12 protein-coding genes are annotated in these 17,271 nt (G+C 41.2%); 8 read left to right on the forward strand and 4 right to left on the reverse strand.

Annotated features, from left to right (window positions below; translation table 11 throughout):
- Nucleotides 1-6: 6 nt before the first annotated feature.
- From BLR27_RS17695 to BLR27_RS17705, 3 genes are all read right to left on the reverse strand, one after another.
- A complete protein-coding gene (locus BLR27_RS17695) occupies nt 7-669 on the reverse strand; it encodes a hypothetical protein (RefSeq protein WP_090707131.1) in 663 nt (220 codons plus the stop codon).
- 39 nt (nt 670-708) lie between these two features.
- Nucleotides 709-2,217: a serine hydrolase gene (locus BLR27_RS17700; RefSeq protein WP_090707133.1), complete on the reverse strand. Its 1,509-nt coding sequence runs from the start codon at nt 2,215-2,217 to the stop codon at nt 709-711.
- A gap of 212 nt (nt 2,218-2,429) precedes the next feature.
- Nucleotides 2,430-3,602 (reverse strand): galactokinase, encoded by a 1,173-nt coding sequence (locus BLR27_RS17705; protein WP_090707134.1) that lies wholly within the window; start codon nt 3,600-3,602, stop codon nt 2,430-2,432.
- 651 nt (nt 3,603-4,253) lie between these two features.
- Here BLR27_RS17705 and BLR27_RS17710 point away from each other — a divergent pair.
- Nucleotides 4,254-5,399 carry a TlpA disulfide reductase family protein gene (locus BLR27_RS17710; protein WP_090707136.1) on the forward strand — a complete coding sequence of 382 codons (1,146 nt, stop codon included), beginning with the start codon at nt 4,254-4,256 and terminating at the stop codon, nt 5,397-5,399.
- 3 nt (nt 5,400-5,402) lie between these two features.
- Here BLR27_RS17710 and purD read toward each other — a convergent pair whose 3' ends face one another.
- The gene (gene purD / locus BLR27_RS17715) at nt 5,403-6,698 is read right to left on the reverse strand and encodes a phosphoribosylamine--glycine ligase (protein WP_090707138.1); all 1,296 of its coding nucleotides are present in this window, start codon (nt 6,696-6,698) and stop codon (nt 5,403-5,405) included.
- Between the two features lie 854 nt (nt 6,699-7,552).
- Here purD and secA point away from each other — a divergent pair.
- The 7 genes from secA to BLR27_RS17750 all read left to right on the forward strand — a co-directional run bounded on the left by secA (nt 7,553) and on the right by BLR27_RS17750 (nt 17,031).
- The gene (gene secA / locus BLR27_RS17720) at nt 7,553-10,855 is read left to right on the forward strand and encodes a preprotein translocase subunit SecA (RefSeq protein ID WP_090707140.1); all 3,303 of its coding nucleotides are present in this window, start codon (nt 7,553-7,555) and stop codon (nt 10,853-10,855) included.
- A 4-nt stretch (nt 10,856-10,859) separates the two neighbouring features.
- Nucleotides 10,860-11,267: an SPOR domain-containing protein gene (locus tag BLR27_RS17725; RefSeq protein WP_090707142.1), complete on the forward strand. Its 408-nt coding sequence runs from the start codon at nt 10,860-10,862 to the stop codon at nt 11,265-11,267.
- Nucleotides 11,267-12,451 carry a M20 metallopeptidase family protein gene (locus BLR27_RS17730; RefSeq protein WP_090707144.1) on the forward strand — a complete coding sequence of 395 codons (1,185 nt, stop codon included), beginning with the start codon at nt 11,267-11,269 and terminating at the stop codon, nt 12,449-12,451. The genes BLR27_RS17725 and BLR27_RS17730 overlap by 1 nt, the downstream gene beginning before the upstream one ends.
- Nucleotides 12,452-12,484: 33 nt before the next feature.
- Nucleotides 12,485-13,423 (forward strand): hypothetical protein, encoded by a 939-nt coding sequence (locus BLR27_RS17735; RefSeq protein WP_090707146.1) that lies wholly within the window; start codon nt 12,485-12,487, stop codon nt 13,421-13,423.
- A gap of 232 nt (nt 13,424-13,655) precedes the next feature.
- Nucleotides 13,656-15,578: a DNA primase gene (gene dnaG / locus BLR27_RS17740; RefSeq protein WP_090707148.1), complete on the forward strand. Its 1,923-nt coding sequence runs from the start codon at nt 13,656-13,658 to the stop codon at nt 15,576-15,578.
- The gene (locus BLR27_RS17745) at nt 15,578-15,937 is read left to right on the forward strand and encodes a YraN family protein (RefSeq protein WP_090707149.1); all 360 of its coding nucleotides are present in this window, start codon (nt 15,578-15,580) and stop codon (nt 15,935-15,937) included. Before dnaG ends, BLR27_RS17745 begins: the two co-directional genes overlap by 1 nt.
- A 29-nt stretch (nt 15,938-15,966) precedes the next feature.
- A complete protein-coding gene (locus BLR27_RS17750; RefSeq protein ID WP_090707151.1) occupies nt 15,967-17,031 on the forward strand; it encodes a glutaminyl-peptide cyclotransferase in 1,065 nt (354 codons plus the stop codon).
- The last annotated feature ends 240 nt before the right edge of the window (nt 17,032-17,271 follow it).

A 17,271-nucleotide genomic window follows, 5' to 3' on the forward strand; every position in this document is an offset into this window, starting at 1 on the left:
GTGATGTTACAGGCCGGTCTGCCTGGCGTACTTTGCTCCGGAATAAATGGGGTACTTTGTCGCGGAACACTGGCGTACTTTCGTCGGAATATCTATACTTTTAAAGACTACAGGGTTTCTTGCTGCAAATGCACTATCGAGATTACTATTTGCCTGAATTGCTTTGTATTTAACAAATAAGCTGTCATCAGAGCTTGGAGCCCTTAATAAATCGATAGTTGTATGAAGTTTGTTTTTTACATAACCCTCCGCATATAACGTCATAAATACATTTGATGCTCTTTCATTAACAACCCTTGATTCGAGTTTTAATACTTGTAAAATAATACTATCCTTACTTAAATGTTTAACACGGAACCAGTTTCGTGCAAAATGAAATAGGTCTTTATGACTATGAAAAATTCGATAAGATGTGAACTGTTGTTTATCAGAATTAAAAATTTTTAATGAATCGTCTCCTGTAAAATAGATATGCCACTCTGGTTCCAGTTGGAAACCGTGATCATCAATTGACAAACCATTGCTGAATTTTCGGTGAATTTCTGAATATCTGATTCCTTTGATTTTTTCGAAGGAAGGTACAGGCTCTTCATTTATTTTATTAATAAAGTAACATGATGAAAAGAAGAGCACGAAAAAAAACATCACGGTATTGATAATTAATTTCATGACTATTTTTTTAAGATGTATACATAATATTAATCCAGATTACTTATCAGAATTAATTCGTTTTCTAACGTAGTCATTATCGCCATCCAAACCGTATTTTAACCCATAAACTTTATTTTCATCATCCTTTAAAAATTCAATTTCTGCGTTAAAATCTTTAGCGAAAAATTTGCTTTCTGTTTCTGGAAACACTTCAAATTCTTTAAATCCCGTAGCTTTTGCCTTTAAATGATTCCCTACTTTTGTGATGGTTAAAATCACATTTGGCGCAAACTCATAATTGCCTGCATAGCTTTCAAGAACCGTCTCTACTACAGGATTAAGGGTTTTTATTATAGGTGTATAGAAGCCATCCCAGTCATACACTTGTGAAACACTATTTACAACTTCCTGTAAAATCTTATCATTGTTTGAGTTAATCATAACAGCAACTCCCTTACCGCCTTCCATGCTGCCATAATAGATACAGACGAAGCCGACATTGCCTCCTTTATGCAAAAAGTACCTTTTTCCATTTTTCTCGTCTATAAATACACCTAAGCTGCCATTTTTCGGCAAAGCCGAGTTATTAGTGACTATGTAGGGGTCAAGCATCAATCTGGCAGACTCCTTTGAAAGGATCTTATTAGATCTTCCTTCATAAGACAGCTGGCTCTCTACAATAAATTTCGATATATCTGATGGAGTAGTCCATAGTCCTGCAGCCGCCATTTCAGGATGGATTTTATATTTGCCGGGTAACTCTGCTCCTGTAGGAGAATATGCAGTAGCAAGTGCTTGTATCTTATTAATCTTAACTGGAGTACCAAAAAAACTGTTTGTCATTCCTATAGGTTTAAGGACATTATCCAGCATAAATTTATCATAGTTCATTTTGGCTATATCAGCAATCATTAGTTGTGAAACTGTACTACCTCCACCGGAGTACTGAAACTTAAGACCCGGCTCAAATATTGAATATATTGGTGGTGAATTTGCTGGCTTCTTTCCTTCAAGAATTTCTATTATGGTGGGGATAGTATCTCCACGGTCATAACCATCGAAGCCCCAAATTGATAAACCTGAAGTATGACTTATTAATTGAATGGGTGTAATTTTCTTTCCATTGGAGATCGAATCATAGTTAAATTTCCAGCTTTCTAGATAATTATTAATGTCGGTATTCAGGTCAATTTTCTTATCATTTACCAATTTTAAAACTCCAAGGGCATTCAAAGATTTACTTACAGATCCGGCTTGAAATAGTGTATTAGCAGTTACAGGGCGTTTTTCTGTAGTATCCGCATATCCATATCCTTTAGCCCATTCGATTTGGTAATTATTAACTACTGCTATGCTCAGCCCCATAACCTTATAATACTGCATCCTGTCTATTAAGGACCACGGCTGCTCACCCTTAATCCAAATACTGCCTGCTAAACTTTTCTCAACCCTTAGAATTCTTTCTTGCACTTCCGGAGAATAACTATTGGATTGCCCGTAAACTTTAACTTGAATAAGTATTATTAGAGGAAATACTATTAGAAGACTTAAATTTGGTTTTCTCATGTTTGGAAGGAATAAACCATAATAAATATATAAAATACATCTGAAAATCTGAAATGAATATACAGAAATGAACTTGGTTGAAGTCCTAAAAAATCTGAGACGAGGTTTGTGTCCTATACAGAGGGTCCGTAGAATATTTTAGACACTTAAGATTTTCAATTTTGTCGAGGTTACTCTCCTCATGCTGACGCGAACTTAACTCGTGCCTTTTCTTAACAGACAATGCTCCCCGTCCCATCTTCAATCTCTACCACATAAGCCAGCATTTCAGTACCCGTTTGGTCGCGGTAAGCATCACCCACTTTTTTGATGAGTGCATCAACCGCTTCAGTCTTTACCAGGTTAATGGTACAGCCTCCAAAACCACCGCCCATCATGCGGGCACCGATCACATCCGGATCATTTTTAACCAGGTCGACCAATAGATCCAGTTCATTACAACTAACCTCATACAGATCTTTCAATCCGGCATGAGTTTCAAACATGCGTTTCCCAAAAGTTTGCATATCCTTGTTTTCCAGATCATTACATGCATTGAGCAGTCGCTGAATTTCTGCAACAATAAAGGTACATCTCGTATAAACGATCTCACTAACAGGCTTAACAAGCTCCAATAACATTTCTTCTGTGGCATCCCGTAAACTCAATACATCCGGATGGACCGCCTGAATTAATTTTACCCCAGCTTCGCATTGCTCCCGGCGTTCATTATAGGCTGAAGAAGCGAGTGAATGCTTCACGCGGGTATCGAGCAATACAATTTTGATGTTATTGGCATGAAAGGGAACAAAGGCATATTCCAGACTTCGGCAATCCAGACGGATGAGCTGACCTTTTTTACCAAACATGCTGGCAAACTGGTCCATGATACCGCATTTTACACCAACAAACTCATTTTCTGCAGCCTGTGCCAACCGGACAAGCGCCATTTTTTCATAATTGAGATTAAAAATGGTATTCAGCGCATAAGCTGTTGCACATTCAAGTGCCGCTGATGATGATAGTCCCGCGCCAGGAGGAATATCCCCGCCAAACACAATATTGAAACCATGATCAAGGGAATGACTCTTCTGAATCTGTTCCACAACTCCCAAAAGGTAATCGGGCCAGAGCTTACCGCTGCGTTTTATAGAATCAAGATTAGTTTGATAATCATACTGATAATCAAGTGAGTACAAGCTAATCAGCCGGTCTTCACGAGGATGAATACCCAGATAGATCGCTTTATTGATCGCTGCGGGTAGTACAAATCCCATATTATAATCTGTATGCTCCCCGATCAGGTTGATCCTGCCGGGTGAACGGATGATTAAAGCTTCCTGCGCAAAGAGTTGCTGGAATTTTTCGCGGATTATTGTCGGGTAATCGGAGATGTTGTGAGTCATTTTTTGTTTGGTGTTCTTTTTCAAACATCCTGATTTATTTGGATTTTTTTGTAGGGAGAAGTGGGATTTATTAGATTGAATAGAAAAAATATAGTTATTAATTCATAAATAGTTTTTTCCGCTCTTGCCGGGAGAGGGCAATCCTTTTCCCATCAGCCCCTCCGAATGGCTTTAGCCGTGCGGGCTGGGAATTAAGTAATGCCGACAGCGGTGAGTAACAGCCGCGTCTTCCTGGTATTTCTTGTAAATCCACGCTTTATTCTATCAGTGCAATCCAAGCCGTGTTAGTGGAAGTGTAAGAGATGAATGGATTTAAAGCACTTCTCAGGATTGCTTAACTGCAGTGATTTATGAAACGTCATTGCATGAATAAAGCGCGCCTTTACTACGAAATCCCAGGAGGCCGGTCCCTGCAATTGGCAATAGCTTTTATATATGAAAGGGTGTTACCCACCGAAAGTGATAGATGGTATTATGTCTGTGATAAAAGGCTTAGTTTTTCTATGGAAAACTCAATTTTATTCCGGATAGACAGTTATTTGACCCTAAATACCCAACCTAAAACAAGAATATTACCTCCATCAACCAATATTTCCTATTTTGAGCGTTTAATATTTTTAATTTTGCGATATCATCCTTAGAAGCATATACATGAGATACATACCGATAATTTTTTTATTCTTTTTGTTGATAAGTCCGGTTTTGGGCTTAGCACAGCAGGGCACTTATACCATCAGCGGAACGGTGAGTAAGCCCGAAATAAAAACCCTTTACTTTACTCAAACTTCATTTTTTGATGCTAATGCGAAGGGAAATGTTCAGAAAATTGAAGTTGTAAACGGTAAATTCAGCATCAATGGAATGATAGATGAACCTGTTCCAGCATTTCTTTCGCTGTCCGAAGATTATAAAAAAATTGGTTCGCGGCCCAAAGAGTTTATCCTCGATAAGGGGACTATTTCCGTGGAAATCACCTCCGATCTGGCCGATGCTTTGGTTAAAGGTTCAAAAGCTCAGGATGATCTCTTTCAGTACAATGTTGAAAATGCACCCTATTCTGCGAAGGTAAATGCCATCAACGAAGAGGCGCAACGACTATCCATCGGGGGAATAGCAGCTGATTCCATTGGCCGACTGTTTCGCATTCCTTTCCGCGATGCAGGCAGAGAGCTGGCAAATTTTCAAAAGAAATTCGTGCAAAAGAATTCCTCTGCTTTTGTTTCCTTATTGCTGATCCCCAATATTGCCGGAGCTACCAATAATTATATTGAGGCCGATAATCTGTTTTCGGGACTGAGTGGTGAAATTCAATCAGGCGCTACCGCAAAAGCCATCCGGGAATACATAAACAGTCAGAAAAAAACCTCAGTAGGTGCAATGGCCCCTGATTTTGCGCTCGCTGATACTTCAGGAAAGAAGTTGGCTTTATCTAAGCTAAAAGGGAAATATGTACTTCTTGATTTCTGGGCGGCCTGGTGTGCGCCATGCAGGCAGGAAAACCCCAATGTGGTTCAGGCGTTCAAGACCTATAAGAATAATGGATTTACCGTCTTTGGCGTCTCCCTCGATAAGGAAAAAAAGAGCTGGCTAAAGGCTATTCAGGATGATAAACTGCAATGGCAGCATGTTTCCGACCTTAAATTCTGGGGAAGTGAAGCCGCAGCATTATATGGGATCACCAGTATCCCGCGTAATTTTTTACTGGATCCCAATGGAATGATCATCGGGCGTGATCTCCGCGGAGAAGAACTGCTGGATAAATTGGAAGAGCTATTTCCCTCGAAGAAAATAAATTAATATCTAAGAAATCCCCATCAGATCGACGCCAATATCCGGACGGAAATAACGTCCGTCAAAATAGATCCTTCCTGCATCAGCAGTGGCATTTTGCACGGCATCAAAGAGGTTATCCTGCAGGGAGGTGATAGCGATTACCCGCCCTCCATTAGATTTGATAACCCCATTATCGAGTTCCGTACCCGCATGAAAAGCAATGGAATGTCGAAGGTTTTCTATGCCTGTGATGGTTTTTCCTTTGGAATATTCACCCGGATATCCACCGGCAACGATCATGACTGTGGCAGCCGTTTTCGGTGAAATCAGTAATTCCTTCTCTGACAGATTTTCATTGGCAACGCCCAGAAAAAGATCGACCAGGTCACTTTCAATTCTTGGGATCACACTTTCAGTCTCCGGATCACCCATGCGCACATTGTATTCAATCACATAAGGTTCCCTTCCCTGAGGATTGTTTGAGGCCATCAGACCTATAAAAATGAATCCTTTATACGGAATATTATCTTTTTTTAACCCCTCTATGGTAGGAATGATCACCCGGTCTTCTACTTTTTTCATGAATTCGGCATCCGCAAAAGAAACAGGAGAAACAGATCCCATTCCACCGGTATTCAAGCCCGTATCACCTTCTCCAATACGTTTATAATCTTTCGCTTCAGGCAGGATCTTATAGCTTTTTCCATCCGTTAACACAAAGACAGAAAGTTCAATTCCGGTTAAAAACTCTTCAATAACCACGGTGCTGCTGGCTTCTCCGAACTTTGCATCAGAAATCATGGCTTTCAGTTCAGTTTTGGCATCCTCCAGGCTTTCGCAGATCAAAACCCCCTTTCCGGCAGCCAGGCCATCAGCCTTTAAAACGATCGGGAGTTTCTGTGTCTCCAGGTATGTTAAGCCTTCTTCCAGATTTGCTTTATTGAATGATCTGAAGGCCGCGGTTGGGATCCCATGGCGGATCATAAACTGCTTTGAAAAATCCTTGCTGCCTTCCAGTTGTGCTCCATGCATCTGTGGACCGATCACCGGGATATGTTTAAGATCCTCGCGATCAAGAAAAAAATCATGAATTCCTTTTACCAGCGGTTCTTCAGGCCCTACCACCACCAACTGCACATTGTTCTTCAGCACAAATTCAGCAATGCCTTCAAAATCTGTTGGTTTTAGGTTTACATTTTTACCATAAGCCGATGTTCCGGCATTTCCGGGTGCAATATAAAGTTGCGATAAAAGACTGCTTTGAGCCATTTTTGAGGCGAAAGCACTTTCACGTCCACCCGAGCCGAGTATTAGGATATTCATTCTGTAAAGATAGGCTGAATTAACAAATGAACAAGGGAATTGTCAATTTGTAAAGTATACATTTTGGGATGGATGGGAAATGGTTTTTGGTGGGATAGATGAGAAATAGGAGCCGCTTGATCATTTAACTGATTACTATCCGAAGTTTTACTGTAGCGGCTCCCTAAGATGTGCAATAAATAAGAGTCTTCTGACTAGTTTAAACAACAAAATAATCTTTTATTACTATCCTGAATTCAATTTTTGTCTTGTTCACGAAGTTCCCTCACCTGCTGAAGGGCAGGTTTCAGGATGACATTTGCTTTAAATTCGAATTATTTTTTTTGCTAAATGCAGCTTTTTATTTCCAACTACAAGGAGGCAGTCTCGCAAAGACGCTAAGGCGCAAATAGTTAGGGGCTATTTAGGAATATTCGTTTCAACTATGCAATTGCGTCTCTGCGTCTTTGCGCGAGTTAATTTGTCATTGCACTGCGTGGCAATCTCAAAATCAATTGAAAGCTAATCAGGAGATTGCTTCATCGTGCCTCTTCGCAATGACAAGAAAATGGTGCTCCTCTCATCGTAAACTAAGAATTCCAATCATACGCCTCCAACAATTAAACCACATCCCCATCACTCAATTGAGCTCATTGCTAACAATCAAACCATTGAAAGAATTGAAATATACACCACAAGGCTGATTCGATCTGCCCTCTCATTATCCTCCTGTAGGTTAGCAGAGAATAATCAGTTTATTTACCGCATTCTTGCGGAGAATAATCGTAATTTTGCACGCCAATTGTGCCATTCTGGCTAATTATTAGCTGTGGCGTAGTTGTTGTATATAATTGATTTTAATCTTTCGAATACACATGTTAGCACTTATTAGTAAGCTTTTCGGTAGCAAATCAAACCGTGATATAAAGTTAATTCAGCCATTGGTTGAAAAGACCAAAGAAGAATACGCTAAATTATCTGCTTTAAGCAATGATGAATTAAGGCAGAAAACCCTTGATTTTAAGGCCCGCATTAAAGAATTTCTTGCCGCAATAGATGTGGAGATCGCCGAAGTAAAGGCTAAAGCTGAATCTGAAGATCTTCCGATCAATGAGAAGACCGCATTATATGATCAGCTGGATAAACTTCAGAAGGATCGCGATGCAGAGCTTGAAAAAGTGCTGATGGAAATTTTGCCGGAAGCCTTTGCTGTGATGAAAGACACCGCTCGTCGTTTCACTGAAAATAAAACGATTGAGGTTACTGCAACGCAGGCCGACCGTGAACTGGCTGCCCGTAAGAAGAATGTTATTATTAATGGCGATAAGGCTACGCACCATAATACATGGCTTGCTGCAGGTACCGAAGTGACCTGGAACATGGTCCATTACGATGTTCAGCTCATCGGTGGTATTGTATTGCACCAGGGAAAGATCGCCGAAATGGCAACTGGTGAAGGTAAAACTCTTGTTGGTACTTTGCCGGCCTACCTGAACGCATTATCAGGACAGGGAGTTCATATCGTAACCGTGAATGATTACCTGGCCCGACGTGACTCAGAATGGAACGGACCGCTGTTCGAATTTCACGGATTAACGGTTGATTGTATCGATAAGCACCAGCCAAATTCGGAAGAGAGACGCAAAGCCTACCTTGCAGATATCACATTCGGTACCAATAATGAGTTTGGTTTCGACTACCTGCGTGACAATATGACATTGAACCCGGAAAGTCTGGTTCAGCGTAAATTGCACTTCGCCATGGTGGATGAGGTGGATTCGGTTTTGATCGATGATGCAAGAACGCCATTGATCATTTCTGGTCCGATTCCCCGCGGTGATGAGCATGAATTTTATGATCTGAAACCACGCATTGAGCGTTTGGTAACTGCACAGAAAAATTTCATAAACAGTGTATTGAATGAGGCTAAAAAATCAATCAATGAGGGCCATGGCGGTCCGCAGGAAGGTGGTTTAGCCTTATTGAGAGCTTACCGTGGTTTACCAAAAAGTAAGGCGCTGATCAAATTTTTGAGTGAGCCTGGTATGAAACAGGTGCTTACAAAATCGGAGCACTATTACATGGAAAACCAAAACAAGGAGATGCCTAAGGTAGATTCTGAGCTTTTCTTTGTGATCGATGAAAAAAATAACCAGGTTGAATTAACTGAAAAAGGTATCGAGCTGATCACCAGCTCTGGTGAAGATCAGAGTTTCTTTGTGATGCCCGATGTTGGGACTGAGATCGCTGAGCTCGAAAAATCAACTCTTTCAACAGAAGAGAAAGTTGAAACGAAAGATGCGCTGATGCGCGATTTTTCAATCAAATCTGAACGTATCCATTCCGTAAATCAGCTGTTAAAAGCTTATACGCTCTTTGAAATTGATGTGGAATACATCGTTGACGAGGGTAAAATTAAACTAGTTGATGAGCAAACCGGCCGTATCATGGATGGACGCCGTTATTCTGACGGATTACATCAGGCGATCGAGGCGAAAGAAAATGTGAAGGTGGAAGATGCCACACAAACCTATGCAACCATCACCCTGCAGAACTTCTTCAGAATGTACCATAAGCTTTGTGGTATGACTGGTACTGCGGTGACTGAGGCTGGCGAATTATGGCAGATCTACAAACTGGATGTGGTTGAAATTCCTACCAATGTGGTCGCTAAGCGTAAGGATGAGGAAGACATGGTTTACCGCACCGTTCGTGAGAAATACAATGCTGTTGCGGATGAAATTACCAGATTAACACAGGCTGGCCGACCGGTATTGGTGGGTACAACCTCTGTGGAGATCTCGGAGCTGTTAAGCAGAATGCTGAAACTCAGAGGTATCAAACATAATGTACTGAATGCAAAACTTCACCAGAAGGAAGCGGATATTGTTGCAGAAGCTGGACAGGCAGGAACGGTAACCATTGCTACCAATATGGCGGGTCGTGGTACGGATATCAAGCTTGGCCCAGGTGTGAAGGAAGCAGGTGGTTTGGCAATTGTGGGTACTGAGCGACATGAATCCCGTCGTGTCGACAGGCAGCTGCGTGGTCGTGCTGGTCGCCAGGGTGATCCGGGTTCAAGTCAGTTCTTCGTTTCATTGGAAGATAACCTGATGCGTTTATTCGGTTCAGAGCGTATCTCCAATATCATGCTGAGAATGGGTATTGAAGATGGTGAAGTAATTCAGCATTCCATGATCACCAAATCCATTGAGCGTGCACAGCGTAAAGTGGAAGAGAACAACTTTGGTGTTCGTAAGCGTTTACTGGAGTATGATGACGTAATGAACTCTCAGCGTTCGGTTATCTATGCGAAGCGTAAAAATGCTTTGTTTGGAGAGCGTCTGGATGTGGATCTGAATAATACCATTTTTGATGTGGTGGAAGATATTTGCACTGAATACAAAGAACAGGGCAATTTCGAAGGTTTCGAAATGGAGATCATCCGTATCTTCTCGGTAGATCCCGAATTGACTGAAAAACAATTTGCAGAAACCAATATTCATAATCTTACAGACAGGATCTTTGAAAAGATCGAGAGTTTCTATCACCGTAAGCTGGAAGCAATTGCCCAGCAAACCTACCCGGTTCTTCGGGATGTGTTGAAGGAGCGTGGCGATCAGATTGAAAATATAGTGGTTCCTTTCTCTGATGGTGTTCGCTCGGTTCAGGTGGCTGCCAATCTTAAAAAAGCAGTCGACAGCAATGGTCATGAAGTATTCAAAGCCTTCGAAAAAACGGTTGTTTTAGCGCTGATCGATGATGCCTGGAAGGAACATTTACGTGAGATGGATGAGCTGAAGCAGTCTGTTCAGAATGCTGTTTATGAGCAGAAAGATCCATTGATTGTGTATAAAATGGAAGCATTCAATATGTTCAAGCAAATGCTTGCTACGGTTAATAAAGATATTGTCAGCTTCCTCTTTAAAGGCAATATACCATCGCAAGACCCTGATCAGGTTCGTGAGGCTCGTCCTCAGCCACGTCAGGATCTGAGTAAACTAAAGGTTTCAAAGCCTGAGCTTGGGCAGACTGCAGGTGGGATGCCTGTAGATGATACCAGGGAATTGCAAAAGACCCAGCCTATTCGTGTTGAGAACAAGATCGGAAGAAATGATCCTTGTCCTTGCGGAAGCGGCAAGAAGTACAAGAACTGTCATGGTGTAGGAGTAGAATAGGATAATGAATTGGAAAAGTTTCATCGGATTTATTTTTCTTATCATTTGCATCCATAGCGTTTCAGCTCAGGAGCGGGGGAAGGTGCTGGTCATAAAAGATCCGCAGATAGACAGCCTGATCGCTAAACGTTTGGAACTGAGTAAAGACAGCAGATCCGGAAGCAGTATTTCAGTATCCGGTTTCAGGGTACAGATATTTTCCGGTTTGGAGCGTCAGCAGGCATATGCTGAACAATCAAAATTTAAAATACGCTTTCCAGCACATAGCAGTTATATCAGTTATGTCCAGCCAAATTACCGGGTCAGAGTTGGTGATTTCCGGACAAGGCTCGAAGCTGAAAAATTTATGAATGAACTGAAAAGGTATTATTCCTCACTGTTCATTTTCTCTGAAATGATAATTCTTCGATAATGTTAAAAGATAAAATTACCCTCCTTGCCAATCAGATTCACAGTGATGTAGTAGCAAACCGCCGTCATTTACATGCCAATCCTGAGCTTTCTTTTCATGAGTATGAAACTTCAGCTTATGTAGCCCAAAAGCTGGATGAACTGGGTATTGAATACAAGAAGATGGCTAACACCGGATTGGTAGCCTTGATCAAGGGAGCAAAGCAATCTGATTCTGTGGTAGCTCTCAGGGCCGATATGGATGCCTTGCCGATCGTGGAAGCAAACGATGTGGTGTATAAGTCAAAAAATCCTGGGGTTATGCATGCCTGCGGACATGATGTTCATACCTCATCACTTCTGGGAACAGCGAAGATCCTGACTGAGCTGCAGAATGAATTTGGCGGGACAGTAAAGTTAATATTTCAGCCTGCCGAAGAAAAATTACCCGGTGGTGCAAGTATGATGATCAAAGAAGGCGTATTGGAAAATCCAAAGCCAGATGCAGTAGTTGGTCAGCATGTGATGCCATTGATCGAGACAGGTAAGGTTGGTTTCCGCTCCGGAAAATATATGGCTTCTACCGATGAGATCTATGTAACAGTGCATGGAAAAGGTGGTCATGGGGCTCAGCCTCAGCAGAATATCGATCCTGTAGTGATCACTTCACATATTATTATTGCTTTACAGCAGATCGTTAGCCGCGTAGCTGATCCGAAAACACCATCCGTTTTATCATTCGGGAAGGTGATTGCCAATGGTGCGACCAATGTGATCCCAAATGAGGTTTATCTGGAAGGCACTTTTCGCACCATGGATGAAGACTGGAGAGCTAAGGCACACGAAAAAATGAAAAAAATGGCCGAAGGTATTGCTGAAGCAATGGGTGGAAGCTGTGATTTTAATATTGTTCGCGGATATCCTTTTCTGATCAATGAAGAGGTGCTTACTGCGGATGTTCGCGCCTATGCCGAAGACTATTTAGGAAAAGAGAACGTTCTTGACCTGGATATCTGGATGGCTGCTGAAGACTTTGCGTATTATTCGCAGGTTTCTGATGCTTGTTTCTACCGACTGGGAACAGGTAATGTTTCACGCGGGATCACATCCTCAGTACATACACCAACATTTGATGTGGATGAAGATTCACTCAGATTAAGCACTGGTTTAATGACCTATATTGCCCTGAAGCAGTTAGGGAATTGATCGGCTGCTGATCCTGCCAAAGAGGTACAATTTATGATAAAGAGACTATATTTATTTCTGAGCCTGATGAGCATATGTGGATACAGTTTCGCTCAGCAGATTCCTCGTTTTAACCCCGATACTGTTTTAACGGTCACCATTGATTCGGCAATTACCGTTACTTCAACACGCTTAACCGTTGAGAGTTTCATCAATGAAATTATCAATGATACAAGCTTCTATGCGGCTTTCCGTAACATGAAGAAGTACACGTTCACTGCTGAAAACAGGGTTTTTACTTATGATAAGCAGAATGCGGTAGAAGGAAAGATCTACCGCAGGATCTATCATAATAATGATGGTCCTTATAAAATGCAGTTCCTTGACAAGAAGGACGAAGGGAAGGTCTACAAAAAGAACGGGAAATTTTCGCTCTACACCGTAGAGATGTTTGACTATATCTTCATGAATGCCTATAACTCTGATTTTGTCCCTTCAGCGCCCATAACCGGAGCCAAAGGTGAAAGCAATGAGTCGTATAAGGATAAGCTGAAGACCTTGATATTCAGTCCGGGGCGACCGATCAAAGGGGTTCCCTTCATCGGGAGCAAGACTCAGATCTTCACTCCGAACATGAGGCAGTATTATGATTATTCCTTTTTCAGAGGAACCTACCTGGATTCCATTCCGGTATACCGTTTTAAGGTTGCGATGAAGCCGGGCCTATCCAACTGGACTAAAGATGGATTAATGATCAAGGAACTGACCACGATCTTTGATATGCGCAATTTTCAGATCCTTGGCCGTTATGTGGATATGAAATATGATAATCTGGCCTTCGATTTTGATGTACAGATGAATATTGAATTGGGCTATTTTGGTGAAGACCAAACCCTCTTACCAACTAAGGTTACCTACCAGGGTAATTGGGATATTCCTTTTAAAAGAGAGGAAAGAGCCAGTTTTTTAATCCTGCATAAGGGTTATAAATAGGGGAATGGTCAGCGTAGAAAATGATTAATTAATTGATATATTAATTCGCAAATGAGATAATCAGCAAATGAGCAAATGTGCTCGAGAGTACAGTTCGCCCTCGCTAAGTGTCACACTGCAAATATGTCTTGTGTAATAAATTTATCATCCTTTGACGCTTTTTCGAACTAAATTTATCTTTCGTTCCTGAAGACGAATAGTTTCACTAATTTTAATTCCCAGTTTAAAAATTTTGATTCCTAAAGAGACCGTAGACAAGATCATTGAAACTTCCCGTATTGAGGAAGTCGTAGGCGATTTTGTGTCCTTAAAAAGGCGCGGTACAAGTATGATCGGACTCTGTCCTTTTCATAATGAAAGAACTCCTTCCTTCCATGTATCAGTTGGCAAGGGCATTTTTAAGTGTTTTGGGTGCGGTCAGGGTGGTGATTCTGTCCGTTTTATCATGGAACATGAGAAGGCGACCTATCCGGAAGCACTCCGTTACCTGGCAAATAAATACAGCATTGAGATTGAGGAGGTTGAAAACTCGCCGGAGGAGCAGGCGGTCAACGACCGCCGTGAAAGTTTATACATCGTTTCAGGATGGGCTGCTAAATTTTTCCATCAGCAAATGATGGAAACGGATGAGGGGAAAAGTATCGGACTCAGCTACTTCAAGGAGAGGGGTTTCCGTGATGATATCATTAAAAAATTCGAATTAGGCTATTCTCCGGATGTGTGGGATGCTTTAACCCAGCAGGGAATAAAAGAAGGCTATAATATTCAATTCCTGGAAGATACCGGTTTAACTATCCGCAAGGATAATGAAAAATTATATGATCGTTTCCGTGGCAGGGTCATGTTCCCGATCCATAGTTTTACCGGAAGGGTCATTGGTTTTGGCGGTCGTACCTTAAAGACAGATAAGGCGGTTCCTAAATATGTCAATTCTCCCGAAAGTGATATTTACCATAAGTCGAATGTGCTTTATGGCTTGTTCTTCGCCAAAAAATCAATGCGCGATGAAGACAATTGCTATCTGGTTGAAGGATACGCTGATGTGTTGTCAGTCCACCAGGCAGGTGTAGAAAATGTGGTTGCTTCCTCAGGCACATCACTGACGATCGAGCAGATCCGTATGATTGGCCGCTTCACGAAAAATATTACTATTCTTTATGATGGGGATGAGGCTGGTATTAAAGCTTCGTTAAGAGGATTGGATATGATCCTTGAAGAGGGACTGAATGTGAAAGTGGTAAACTTTCCGGATAGCCATGACCCTGATTCCTATGTGCAGAAATTCGGTAGTGCTGCCTTTAAAACCCATATTGATCAGAATAAAAAGGATTTTATTTTATACAAGACCGGAATTCTTTTAAAAGATGCCGGAAATGACCCGATCAAACGGGCTGGGATCATCCGTGAGGTTGTAGAGAGTATTGCGAAGATCCCTGATGGTATCAAGGCCTCAGTTTTTGTTCGTGAGTGCAGCTCTTTGCTTCAAATCGAAGAAAGAGTACTTATCTCAGAATTAAATAAGATACGACTCGGGAAAATTAAGAAGGATAACAACAGCTATACACCCCAGAATCAGCCTGATAATATCCCTGAACCTTTAGCGCCTGAACTTCCCGGAATATCAGACACTGATGAAAATCAGGAAAAGGAAATTGTTCGTCTTTTATTAAACTATGGGCATGAATTGGTTCATTGGGATGATATTACCGACACCTATATTGCACCTTATATCATTGCCAACCTGGCTGATGTCAGTTTCGAAAATACCCTTTGCACCCGTGTTATTGATGAATATAAAAAGCAGCTCGAAAACGGTGCGCTGCCTTCGGAACAAGATTTCATAAAACATGCAGATCATGAGATCGCTGATCTAGCCATATCTATGGTATCTTCACCTTATATTTTAAGTGAGAACTGGTATGCAAAAAGGAAGATCTACGTAAGAAATGAAAGTGAAAACTTGAGATCTACGATCCTGGGGGGCATTTTTCATTTGAAAAAGCGTAAGGTCGACCGTATCCTCAAGAAAATTCGTGATGATATTCAGGCTGAGACCGATATAGATAATCAGAATATCCTGATGCGCCATTACCTGCAGGTGAAAGAGGTTGAAAAGGGGATCTCCATTTTTCTGGGTTCTGTGATCGTTAAGTAATGGCCGGGCATAATATCTTAGGCACAGATGGAGAAAAGCTGGCAAAGGGATATCTGGAAGAGTTAGGGTTTGAGATCCTGGAAGAAAATTGGGTATTTAAGAAGTCTGAGATCGACCTGATTGCCTATAAAAACTCCACCATTGTTTTTGTTGAAGTAAAAACACGCAGGAATAATACTTTTGCAGAGCCTGAAGATTTTGTAAGTCCTGATAAACAAAAACTTATGGCGCTTGCTGCGGATGAGTACATTCATTTAATGGGCCATCAGCATGAAATAAGATTTGATATAATTTCAGTTTTGTTTGATAATTTTGGCAAGCCGGTTATCAATCATATAGAAGATGCGTTCTGGCCCTGAGACTGACCTTGAATTTTATAAATGCAACCATGAGATCTAAACTAATATACTTTTCACTTTGTACACTTTTCTTATTTGCGCAATGCTCGAATGAGCCTAAAGAAAACAGCAGCTCAGCTTCTACATGGGTAAGTCCGGAGGCCGGGACTTCTGTAAACCTTGGTGATTCAGTAAATCTGGAGCTTAGTCTGAAGGCTAAGGCTGATTCTGTCGTGTATTTTGCGGATGGAGTCAAATTACAAAAGGCGGCAGGAGAAAAGCCTGTTAGTGTGCCAACAAATGAACTTCCATTGGGTATTAAATCGATAACTGCAAAGATCTACCGTGGCAATGCGGAGCCTGAAGAGATCAGTACTAATATTGTAGTGAAATCTACATTGGTTCCTCAAAAATTCAGTTATATAGTTCAGCAGACTTTCAAGCATGATACCAGCTCGTATACACAGGGATTAGAATATCACAAAGGGTTTTTATATGAAAGTGATGGTTTGTTAGGGGAGTCTAGTCTCCGGAAGACAGATCCTGCTACAGGGAAAGTTTTGCAGGTAACGAAGGTCAGAGATGAGATATTCTCAGAGGGAATAACCATTGTGGGCGATAAGATCCTGATGTTGACCTACCAGAATAATCTGAACCTGGAATTTGATTTGAATTCGTTTAAATTACTCCGTGAATTTCCGGGCCAGTACCAGAGAGAAGGCTGGGGATTGTGTAATGATGGGAAAGTTATTTACAGTACCAATGGCAGTAATTCAATCTTTATTTTGAATAAGGATACCTATATGCAGGAAGGTTCAATTGAAGTTTATGATCAAAATGGACCTGTGAATGAACTTAATGAGCTTGAATTTATTGATGGAAGAATTTTTGCGAATATTTATAATTCCAATCGGATAGTTATGATTGATCCTGCCAATGGCCAGGTTACAGGCGAGGTTGATCTTTCAGATCTTTATCCGGATGCAGACAGAACAATGAAGGATTTTGATGGATTTGTACTCAACGGTATTGCCTGGGATAGCAAAGGGAAGCGTTTGTTTGTTACCGGTAAGAAATGGGATAAATTGTTTCAGATTAAATTGAGCCCGCAGTAAGATTGTGTTTGCCTGTTATTTCGAATGCCTGCCTGCCGGTAGGTATGAAGGAACAAAGAAAAATTCGTCAATAAAGTCAGTGCTTTGATCAACAGATTTCTCCACCGCCCAAGGGTAACTTTCAATTAAAATATAGCTAGGGTGTTCGTATTCTAGGTTTAACTTATTTCCAAATTTAATTTAAAAAAGATTTTCTTCAGGCTGCTCTCTTATAGTTTTCCACATACATTTCCCCTCTTT

The organism is Daejeonella rubra (genome assembly GCF_900103545.1).
GTDB classification, from domain to species: Bacteria; Bacteroidota; Bacteroidia; order Sphingobacteriales; family Sphingobacteriaceae; genus Daejeonella; species Daejeonella rubra.